11 protein-coding genes are annotated in these 10,431 nt (G+C 68.2%); all 11 read left to right on the top strand.

All coding sequences use genetic code 11. The annotated features are described in order from the left end of the window. Positions 1-819: Mrp/NBP35 family ATP-binding protein (locus OV207_RS36435; protein ID WP_267559687.1), on the top strand; the 819-nt coding region annotated here is incomplete at its 5' end. A gap of 23 nt (positions 820-842) precedes the next feature. After that, a complete protein-coding gene (locus tag OV207_RS36430) occupies positions 843-1,355 on the top strand; it encodes a hypothetical protein (RefSeq protein WP_193348922.1) in 513 nt (170 codons plus the stop codon). A gap of 3 nt (positions 1,356-1,358) precedes the next feature. Next, positions 1,359-1,814 (top strand): hypothetical protein, encoded by a 456-nt coding sequence (locus tag OV207_RS36425; RefSeq protein WP_267559686.1) that lies wholly within the window; start codon positions 1,359-1,361, stop codon positions 1,812-1,814. Between the two features lie 47 nt (positions 1,815-1,861). Continuing rightward, on the top strand, positions 1,862-2,710 hold the full coding sequence (locus tag OV207_RS36420; protein ID WP_267559685.1) for a 3-hydroxyacyl-CoA dehydrogenase family protein: 849 nt from the start codon (positions 1,862-1,864) through the stop codon (positions 2,708-2,710). 33 nt (positions 2,711-2,743) lie between these two features. Further along, the gene (locus OV207_RS36415) at positions 2,744-3,523 is read left to right on the top strand and encodes an enoyl-CoA hydratase-related protein (RefSeq protein ID WP_193348925.1); all 780 of its coding nucleotides are present in this window, start codon (positions 2,744-2,746) and stop codon (positions 3,521-3,523) included. A gap of 1 nt (position 3,524) precedes the next feature. Further along, a complete protein-coding gene (locus OV207_RS36410) occupies positions 3,525-4,166 on the top strand; it encodes a hypothetical protein (protein WP_267559684.1) in 642 nt (213 codons plus the stop codon). A 35-nt stretch (positions 4,167-4,201) separates the two neighbouring features. Beyond that, positions 4,202-5,344, top strand: a complete 1,143-nt coding sequence (locus tag OV207_RS36405; RefSeq protein ID WP_267559683.1) for an acyl-CoA dehydrogenase — start codon at positions 4,202-4,204, stop codon at positions 5,342-5,344. Positions 5,345-5,352: 8 nt separating this feature from the next. After that, complete coding sequence (locus tag OV207_RS36400) at positions 5,353-5,817, top strand: AgmX/PglI C-terminal domain-containing protein (protein ID WP_193348928.1); 465 nt, start codon at positions 5,353-5,355, stop codon at positions 5,815-5,817. Positions 5,818-5,836: 19 nt separating this feature from the next. Continuing rightward, on the top strand, positions 5,837-6,982 hold the full coding sequence (locus OV207_RS36395) for an acyl-CoA dehydrogenase family protein (protein WP_193348929.1): 1,146 nt from the start codon (positions 5,837-5,839) through the stop codon (positions 6,980-6,982). A 414-nt stretch (positions 6,983-7,396) separates the two neighbouring features. After that, positions 7,397-9,103, top strand: a complete 1,707-nt coding sequence (locus OV207_RS36390; protein WP_120537923.1) for a 30S ribosomal protein S1 — start codon at positions 7,397-7,399, stop codon at positions 9,101-9,103. A 136-nt stretch (positions 9,104-9,239) separates the two neighbouring features. Further along, positions 9,240-10,421 carry a thiolase family protein gene (locus OV207_RS36385; protein WP_193348930.1) on the top strand — a complete coding sequence of 394 codons (1,182 nt, stop codon included), beginning with the start codon at positions 9,240-9,242 and terminating at the stop codon, positions 10,419-10,421. The last annotated feature ends 10 nt before the right edge of the window (positions 10,422-10,431 follow it).

The following is a 10,431-nucleotide window of genomic DNA, read 5'->3' as shown; positions in this document are numbered from 1 at the left end:
GGTGGCGGGGCGCTGCTGCCGGGTGTGAAGAACATCCTGCTGGTGGGCGCCGGCAAGGGCGGCGTGGGCAAGAGCACGGTGGCGGTGAACCTGGCCGCGTCGCTCGCGCAGCACGGCGCCAAGGTGGGCCTGCTGGACGCGGACTTCTACGGCCCGTCGGTGCCGCTGATGACGGGGCTCGCGGACAAGCGCCCGGTGAGCCCCAACGGCAAGACGCTGGATCCGCTGATGGCGCACGGCCTCAAGGTCATGTCCATCGGCTTCCTGGTGGAGGCGGATCAGGCGCTCATCTGGCGCGGGCCGATGCTGCACGGCGCGCTGATGCAGCTGGTGCGCGACGTGAACTGGGGCGAGCTGGACTACCTCATCCTGGACCTGCCCCCGGGCACGGGTGACGTGGCCCTGACGCTGTCGCAGTCGGTGCGCGCGGCGGGCGCGGTGCTGGTGACGACGCCGCAGGACGTGGCGCTGGCGGACGTGGTGCGCGCCAAGCAGATGTTCGACAAGGTGCACATCCCGGTGCTGGGCATCGTGGAGAACATGAGCCAGTTCATCTGCCCGCACTGCTCCAAGGCCACCCACATCTTCAACCACGGGGGCGGGCGCAAGGCGGCGGAGATGTTCGGCATTCCATTCCTCGGAGAGATCCCCCTGGACCTCAAGGTGCGCGAGTCCGGAGACTCGGGCGTGCCGGTGGTGGTGGGGGCGAAGGACAGCCCGGAGGCGAAGGCCTTCCAGGACGTCGCCCGGAACGTGGCGGGCCGCGTGTCCGCGCAGACCATGAAGAGCGTGCCGTTGCCGGTGATGCAGGCCCGGTAGTGCCCAACCCGTAAGGAGATTGCATGGCCCCCGCCGGCAACGACGACTTCCCGCCTGATCCGCTGTTCGACGACTCCGAGCAGCAGCCCGGGCGGGAGGGCCGCTCGGGCGGCTTCGTGCCGGACTTCGTGCGGCGCATGGCGGTGGCCGGCATGGGCGCGGTCTTCATGACGGAGGAGGGCATCCGCTCGCTCGCGGGCCAGCTCAAGCTCCCCAAGGAAGCTCTGGGCTTCATCCTCTCCCAGGCGGAGAAGACCAAGGACGACATCTCCCGCGTCGTCACGGAGGAGCTGCGCCGCTTCATGCAGTCGGAGAAGCTGCGCGACGAATTCCTCAAGCTGCTCTCCGGCATGACGGTGGAGGTCAAGGCGCAGATCCGCCTGGTGCCCTCGGAGAAGGCGGAGAAGGAAGAGGCGCCGCCGCCCCCGGAGGCCCCCAAGGGCAAGAAGGCCGCGGAGCCCGCGCCGTCCGCGCGCGTGGTCATCACGGAGCTGAACGCGCGCCGCCCCACCTCCAAGCGCACGAAGCGGGAGTAGGGCGTGGCGGAGGTACCGGAAGCCCCCGCGCCGGAGACCCCGGCACCGGCCCCCCAGCCCGCGAAGCCGCGCGAAGGCTGGCGCACGCACCCGCTGCCCAAGCGGCTGGTGCTCATCGCCATCGTCGCGGTGGGCCTGTGGCTGTGGAAGGTGACGGACGTCCCCGAGCGTCAGCTCATCCTCCAACTGGAGGGCCCCGGCTGGAGCGACGTGCGCGCCATGGACCTCCAGGTGGTGGATTCGGAGGAGCACATCCTCAAGCGCGAGGAGCGCTTCTTCGCGGACGGCCCCCCGCCGGAGGTGACGTTCAAGGCGAGCCTGCCGGAGGGCACCTTCCAGACGCTGCTGCTCCTGAAGGTGCGGGACCGTGAACAGTGGCTGCCCCTGCGAGGGCGGCTGGCGGTGGGCGAGAAGGAGGCCATCGTCCATTCGCTGCGCCTGCCCGACACCAGGCGTTGACCCTCCTGGGGGCGTGCGTTATGGCCGCCGGCACAGGAGAAGTCGCCATGGCAACGGAACACATCGTCGTCGTCGGTGCAGGGCAGATGGGCGCGGGCATCGCGCAGGTGGCGCTCCAGGCGGGCCTGCGCGTGTCGCTGGTGGACGTCAACAAGGACGGCCTCGCGAAGGGTGCGGACCGCATCAAGGCGGGCCTCAAGAAGCTGGTGGAGAAGGGCAAGCTGGACGCGGCGAAGCAGCAGGCCGCGGAAGGCAACCTCGCCACCTTCACCAACGCGCGCGACGCGAAGGACGTGGACGTCGCCATCGAGGCCGTCACGGAGAACGAGGACCTCAAGCGCCGCATCTTCCTGGAGCTGGACGAAGTGGTCCGCCCCGGCGGCATCCTCGCCACCAACACGTCCTCCATCCCCATCACCCGCATCGCCGCGGCCACGAAGCGCCCCGAGTCCGTCATCGGGATGCACTTCATGAACCCGGTGCCGGTCATGCAGCTCGTGGAGCTGATCCGCGGCGCGGCCACCAGCGACGAGACGTACGCCACCATCCGCGCCATGGCCGAGCGCATGGGCAAGACGACGGTGGTGTCCAAGGACTACCCGGGCTTCATCGTCAACCGCATCCTCATCCCCATGCTCAACGAGGCCTGCTTCGCGCTGATGGAGGGCCTGGGCACCGCGGAGGACATCGACACCGCGATGAAGCTGGGCACCAACCAGCCCATGGGCCCGCTCCAGCTCGCGGACTTCATCGGCCTGGACACGGTGCTCTACATCGCCGAGGTCCTGCACAAGGGCCTGGGTGACTCCAAGTACCGCCCGTGCCCGCTCCTGCGCCAGTACGTGGACGCGGGCTGGTACGGCAAGAAGAGCGGCCGCGGCTTCTACAAGTACTAGTCGTCCCCACCCGACACAGGAGCTTCGACGCACATGGCCTACGAGAACATCCGGTTGGAGAAGGACGGCCCCCTCGCCATCCTCACGGTGGACCGCCCCAAGGCGCTCAACGCGCTCAACAGCGCGACGTTCCATGAGATGGACGACGCGATCCGCTCGCTGAAGTTCGACGAGACGCGCGCCCTCATCGTCACGGGCGGCGGGGACAAGGCGTTCGTCGCCGGCGCGGACATCGCGGAGATGGTCACCATCACCGCCGCCCAGGCCCGGGAGTTCTCCGCGCTGGGACACCACGTCTTCCAGTCGCTGGAGAACCTGCCCATCCCCACCATCGCGGCCGTGAACGGCTTCGCGCTCGGCGGCGGCCTGGAGCTGGCGCTGGGCTGCGACCTCATCTACGCGTCGGAGAAGGCGAAGCTGGGCCTGCCCGAAGTCACCCTGGGCGTCATCCCGGGCTTCGGCGGCACGCAGCGCCTGACCCGGCTGGTGGGCCGCGCCCGCGCGAAGGAGCTGCTCTTCACGGCCGACCGCATCGACGCGGCCCGGGCCAAGGAGATGGGCCTGGTGCTGGACGTGGTGCCCGCGGACAAGCTGATGGAGCACTGCCGCGCGGTGGCCGCGAAGATCCTCAAGAACGGCCCGCTCGCGGTGGCCCAGGCCAAGCGCGTGGTGGAGTACGGCGCGGATCAGGACCTGCGCAGCGCCAACGAGCTGGAGCGCCAGGGCTTCGCGGTCCTCTTCGGTTCAGAGGATCAGCGCGAGGGCATGGCCGCGTTCCTGGCCAAGCGCCCCGCCGCGTTCCAGGGCAAGTGACGTGAAGCACGCGGTCGCGGCCGGAAGCCTGCTGTGCTTCCTGGCCGCGCCCCTGGCCCGGGCTGAAGAAGCCCGGCCCGAAGCTCCGGTCGAAGCTCAAACCGCAACGCTGGACCGGGCCCCGGCCCTGGTCTCCTGGAAGCGCACGCTGTGTCTCTACACGCTGTGCTTCCTGGAGCCGCTCATCCCGGACCTGCGCCGGGAGTGGGGGGACGGCGCGCACTGGGTGTTGTCCTGGCCCCTCCACCCCTGGGCCACGCCGCCCCTGGACGTGCCCGGCCCCACGCTCATCGTGTCGCCCTTCGTGGAGCCCCAGCTGCGGCTGCGGCCGGCCACCTTCCGCCTGCTCGCCGGGGCCCGCGTGTCGGCCTTCCCGGACACGTCCCGCTTCGGCGTCCTGGCCGAGGGAGCAGGCGTCTGGGGCGGGGACGGGAAGGGTGGGGTGGCCGGGGTGGGCCTCACGTACGACCTGATCGAGCGGCACCGGGACACCCAACCCTGGACCGTGTCGGTGGTGGTGCGCCGGGCCTGGACGGACGCGGGCGCTCGCACGGACGTGTCCCTCGACGTGACGGTGCCCCTGGCGATGTTCTTCGGGACCCGGATTCCAGCCCCCGAGGACGCGGGGCCTTCTTCGAAGTAGCCCCAGGGCGGGCCGCATACTATGGAAGTGCCACCATGAACTTCGAGCTGACCGACATCCAGCGCGAGATCCAGCGCCTCTGCCGCGAGTTCGCCGCCAAGGAACTCATCCCCAACGCCCGCAAGTGGGACGAACAGCACGCGTGGCCCACGGACGCGGTGAAGAAGCTCGCGGAGCTTTCGCTCCTGGGCATCGCCGTGCCGGAGGAGTTCGGCGGCGCGGGCCTGGACAACGTCTGTTACTCCATCGCGATGGAGGAGATCAGCCGCGGCTGCGCCTCCACCGGCGTGATCATGAGCGTGAACAACTCGCTCTACTGCGACCCCATCTCCAAGTTCGGCACCCCGGAGCAGAAGGAGCAGTTCCTCAAGCCCTTCGCCAGCGGGGAGAAGCTCGGCTGCTTCGGCCTCACGGAGCCGGAGGCCGGCAGCGACGCGGCCGCCCAGAAGACGGTCGCCGTGAAGCGCGGTGACGAGTACGTCATCAACGGCTCCAAGAACTGGATCACCAACGGCCCCAAGGCGGACGCCATCGTGCTCATCACGATGACCAACCGCGAGGCCGGCAACAAGGGCATCACCGCCTTCCTCGTGCCCACCAACACCCCGGGCTTCACCCGCGCGGAGCCCGACAAGAAGATGGGCATCAGCGCCGCCTGGTCCTGCTCCATGTTCTTCGAGGACATGCGCGTGCCGGAGAAGTACCGCCTGGGCAAGGAGGGCGAGGGCTTCAAGGTCGCCATGTCCACGCTGGACGGAGGCCGCATCGGCATCGCGTCCCAGGCGCTGGGCATCGCGCGCGCAGCCTTCGAGGAGGCGGTGCGCTACTCGGGCGAGCGCAAGACGTTCGGCAAGCCCATCCGCGACCACCAGGCCATCCAGTTCATGATCGCCGACATGGCCATGGAGATCGACGCGGCCCGCCTGCTGGTGTGGCGCGCGGCGCTCATGAAGGACAAGGGCCAGCGCCACAGCCCGGAGAGCGCCATGGCCAAGCTGTACGCCAGCGAGATGGCCAGCCGCGTGGCCAACAAGGCCCTGCAGATCCACGGCGGCATGGGCTACAGCAAGGAAATGGACGCCGAGCGCCACGTGCGCGACGCGCGCATCACCGAAATCTACGAGGGGACGAGCGAGATCCAGCGCATCGTCATCTCCGCCAACCTGCTCAAGGAGTAGTCCCCGTCATGAAGCGCGCGCTCCTCCCCATGTTGATGCTGCTCGTGGCCCCCTCCATGGCCACGGCGCAGGGCCCGTCCTCCAAGAAGAAGCCGGCGGCCACGAAGCCCGCGCCGGAAGCGGCGACGAAGCCGGCCCCGAAGGATGACGGCCTGGACGTCAGCAAGCTGCCCTTCACCCCGGACTCCATCCGGCAGGTGATGGTGCACAACGCCCCTCGTATCCAGGAGTGCTACGAGAGCCACATGGTGGAGAAGGACAAGAAGGTGGAGGGGAAGATCATGACCACCTTCACCATCACCGCCGAGGGCGCCGTGCGCAGCGCGAAGGTGGACAGGGTCCAGAGCACGCTGAAGGACGCGGGCCTCAACGACTGCGTGGTGTCCGTCCTCATGGTGCTGGACTTCCCCCGGCCCCCGGACGGGCGCGACCACCCCATCGAGTACCCGTTCAACCTCAAGGCCGTCGAATAGCGACAGGACACCCGCGCCCGTGAACTTCGACCTCACCGAGACCCAGACGCTGATCCGCGACACCGCGCGCAAGTTCGCGAAGGAGCGGGTGGCGCCCAAGGCCCGCGCCGCGGACCGCGCGGAGCACTTCGACCCGGAAGTCTTCAAGGCGCTGGCGGAGGTGGGCCTGCTCGGGGTGAACCTGCCGTCCCAGTACGGCGGCGCCGAGGCGGGCGTCGTCTCCTACGCCCTGGCCATGATGGAGATGGCCGCCGCAGACGCCTCCGTGTCCGTGGCCATGGCCGTCACCAACATGTGCGCGGAGCTCATCCACGCGGTCGGCACCGACGCGCAGCGGGAGAAGTTCGTCACGAAGCTCACCTCCGGTGAGGCCATCGTCGGCGCCTTCGCGCTCTCCGAACCGCACGCGGGCTCCGACCCCGGCGCCATGCTCACCACCGCGGTGAAGCGCGGTGACCGCTACGTGCTCAACGGCAGCAAGCAGTGGATCACCTCCGGCGCGTACGCGGGCGTGATGGTCGTCTGGGCCCGCACGGGCGCGGCCGGCAACAAGGGCCTGTCCTGCTTCATCGTGGAGGGCGGCAGCAAGGGCCTCCACGTGGGCAAGCACGAGGACAAGATGGGCCTGCGCGCGTCCAACACCGTGGGGCTCACCTTCGAGGACTGCGAGGTCCCCCTGGAGAACCTCCTGGGCAAGGAGGGCGACGGCTTCCGCCTCGCGATGATGGCGCTGGACGGAGGCCGCATCGGCATCGCGGCCCAGGCGTGCGGCGTGGGCCGGGCGGCCCTGGACGCCACCGTGTCCTACACCAAGGACCGCAAGGCCTTTGGTCAGGCCGTGGCGGACCTGCAGGGCCCGCGCTTCATGATGGCGGACATGCGCACCCAGCTGGACGCCGCGGAGCTGCTCACCCTGCGCGCCGCCGCCCTCAAGGAGGCGAAGCAGCCCTTCACCCGCGAGGCCTCCATGGCGAAGCTCTTCGCCAGCGAGATGAGCAACAAGGTGGCCGACAAGGCCGTCCAGCTCCACGGCGGCTACGGCTACATCGACGAGTTCCCCGTCGAGCGGTACTTCCGCGACGCCCGCGTGCAGACCATCTACGAGGGCACCAGCGAGGTGCAGCGCATGGTCATCGCCCGCGAGACGTTCCGCCAGCAGGGGTAGGGCCGGGGCGGCGTCCGCCCCATTCCCGCCTCGGGCCCCTGGCGCTCCGCCCGTCCCACACCGGGCGGGCGGGCAGGGGACCCTGGAGGTGGGAGGGCTGCGGACTCGACCAGGCGTTCATAAAAGTAGAGCCCCTCCGGCTGCCGGGAAACGCGTTCGGTGTTAGGAAGGGCTTCCAGGCGGGCGTGCTGGGTACCGGGATTGACAGATCCGGTCCGATTCCCCCACGGATCATCACATGAGGCAGGGCACGGCTTGACTCCCGGAATATCCGGTGTCTAGGGTGCGCGGCCTCACAAAAGCCTCATGTCCCTATTGGAGGGACACCCGCAGCTTCCGGTTGCTCCCCGCAGGCGGCTGCGAACACCTCTCAAACAGGGGGCAGTTGTACCGTTTCCCAAGGACTTCCACTTCATGCAGCAGAACGTGAACCAGCAGATCGACGGCGGTGACGAAGACTTCGCGGCGATGTTCGAGGCCTCGCTCAAGGAGCGTGGCGGCGACGGAATCCTGAAGGAAGGCGAAATCGTCAAGGGCACGGTCGTGCAGGTGACGAAGGACTTCGCGATCGTCGACATCGGCTACAAGTCCGAAGGTCAGGTCCCGATCTCCGAGTTCACCAATCCCCGCGGAGAGGTCACGGTCAAGGCCGGCGACCCCGTCGAGGTCCTCCTGGAGAGCCGCGAGAACGACACCGGCATGGTCGTCCTCTCCAAGGAGAAGGCCGACAAGATGCGCATCTGGGACGAAATCTCCGCCGCTTGCGAGCGCGATGAGATCGTCAAGGGCACCATCGTCGGACGCGTGAAGGGCGGCCTCTCCGTCGACATCGGCGTGAAGGCGTTCTTGCCCGGCAGCCAGGTGGACATCCGCCCGGTGCGCAACCTTGACCAGTACATTGGCAAGGAGTTCGAGTTCAAGGTCATCAAGTTCAACAAGAAGCGCGGCAACATCGTGCTTTCTCGTCGCGTCCTGCTGGAGAAGCAGCGCGAGGAGATGAAGAAGGAGACCCTCAAGAACCTGAAGGAGGGTGCGGTCCTCAAGGGCGTGGTCAAGAACCTCACGGACTACGGCGCCTTCATCGACCTCGGCGGCATCGATGGCCTGCTGCACATCACCGACATGTCCTGGGGCCGCATCGGTCACCCCAGCGAGATGTTCAACGTCGGTGACGAAGTGCGCGTGGTCGTCCTCAAGTTCGACCCGACGCAGGAGCGCGTCTCCCTGGGCCTCAAGCAGATCCAGGAGGACCCGTGGCACCGCGCCGACGAGAAGTACCCGGTCGGCACCCGCGTGGGCGGCAAGGTCGTGTCCATCACGGACTACGGCGCGTTCATCGAGATCGAGCAGGGCGTGGAAGGCCTCGTCCACGTCAGCGAGATGTCCTGGACCAAGCGTCTCAAGCACCCGTCCAAGATCCTGGAGGTCGGCCAGGTCGTTGAGGCCGTCGTCCTCGACATCGATCCGAAGGCCAAGCGCATCGCGCTGGGCATGAAGCAGATCGAGCAGAACCCCTGGACGCTGCTCGAGGACAAGTACCCGATCGGCTCCGTCATCAAGGGCCAGATCCGCAACGTCACCGACTTCGGCGTGTTCGTCGGCGTCGAGGAGGGCGTGGACGGCCTCGTGCACGTCTCCGACATCTCCTGGACCCAGCGCATCAAGCACCCGGGCGAGATGTTCAAGAAGGGCGACGAGGTCGAGGCCGTGGTGCTCAACATCGACGTCGAGAACGAGCGCTTCAGCCTGGGCATCAAGCAGCTCCAGCCGGATCCCTGGGAGACCCTGTCCGAGCGTCTGCCCGTGGGCAGCCGCGTGAAGGGCAAGGTCACGAAGGTCACCGACTTCGGCGCGTTCGTGGAGATCGAGCCGGGCATCGAAGGCCTCGTCCACGTCTCCGAGCTGAAGGAAGAGCGCGTGGAGAACCCCCGCGACGTGGTGAGCGAGGGCCAGGATGTCGAGGTGAAGCTCATCGACATCAACACCCCCGACCGCAAGGTGGCGCTGTCCATCAAGGCGCTCATCGGCGAGGGCGAGGACTACCGCGAGTACCTGCGCAAGCAGGCCGAAGGGTCCAAGGCCCGTCTGGGCGACGTGATGGCGAGCAAGCTGAAGAAGTAATCAGCCCAACGTCGTGACGTGAATAGCGGCCGGGTTCCCGAGTGGGAGCCCGGCCGTTTCCATTTGATTCGGCTGAAACACCCCGTGATAAGGGCGTCAGGCGCTGTTAGCGAAGTCCCTTCCAGGAGGCAGTTCCATGGCTCGTGAAGTCGTCATCGTGGGCGCGGCCCGTACCCCCATCGGCTCCTTCCAGGGCGCCCTGTCCAAGCTCACCGCCCCCCAGCTGGGCGCCATCGCCATCAAGGCGGCGCTGGAGCGCGCGGGCGTCAAGCCGGAGGACGTGCAGGAAGTCATCATGGGCAACGTGCTCCAGGCGGGCGTGGGCCAGGCCCCGGCGCGCCAGGCCGCCGTCTTCGCGGGCGTGCCGCACAGCGTCCCCGCCGTCACGCTCAACAAGGTCTGTGGCTCCGGCCTCAAGGCCGTCATCGCCGCGGCGCAGTCCATCGCCCTGGGTGACGCGGACGTCATCGTCGCGGGCGGCATGGAGTCCATGAGCAACGCGCCCTACATCAGCCACACGATGCGCGGCGGGGCCCGCATGGGCAACGTGGAGTTCAAGGACGCGATGATCCACGACGGCCTCTGGGACGTGTACGACAACGTCCACATGGGCATCTGCGCGGAGGCCTGTTCCACCTCGCACGACATCAGCCGCTCCCAGCAGGACGAGTTCGCGCTGGAGTCCACGCGCCGCGCCATCCAGGCCCAGAAGGAAGGCCTGTTCGCGCCGGAGATCGTCCCCGTGCAGATCCCCGGCAAGAAGCCGGACGAGTTCGTCACGGTCTCCGAGGACGAGGGCCCCAAGAACGCCAAGCCGGACAAGATCCCGGGCCTGAAGCCGGTGTTCAAGAAGGACGGCACCGTGACGGCCGCCAACGCGTCCTCCATCAACGACGGCGCCGCGGCGCTGGTGCTGATGAGCGAGGAGCGGGCCAAGGCGGAGGGCCGCACCATCCTGGGCCGCATCAAGGGCTACGCGCAGGCGGCCCGCAAGCCGGTGGAGTTCACCATCGCGCCGGCGGACGCCATCAACATGCTGCTCAAGAAGCAGAACATCACCGCCAAGGACGTGGACCTCTGGGAGATCAACGAGGCCTTCTCCGTGGTGGCCATCGCGAACAACCGCATCCTCGGCCTGGAGCCGTCCAAGGTGAACGTGCGCGGCGGCGCGGTGGTGCTGGGGCACCCCATTGGCGCCTCCGGTGCGCGCGTGCTGGTGACGCTGCTGCACACGCTGAAGGACCAGGACAAGAAGCGGGGCGTCGCGTCGCTGTGCATCGGCGGCGGCGAAGGCATCGCGCTGATGGTCGAGCGCTGAAGGGCGTGAC

This window comes from Corallococcus sp. BB11-1 (assembly GCF_026626625.1).
GTDB lineage: Bacteria > Myxococcota > Myxococcia > Myxococcales > Myxococcaceae > Corallococcus > Corallococcus soli.
This window is presented reverse-complemented; position numbering and strand designations above follow the sequence as displayed.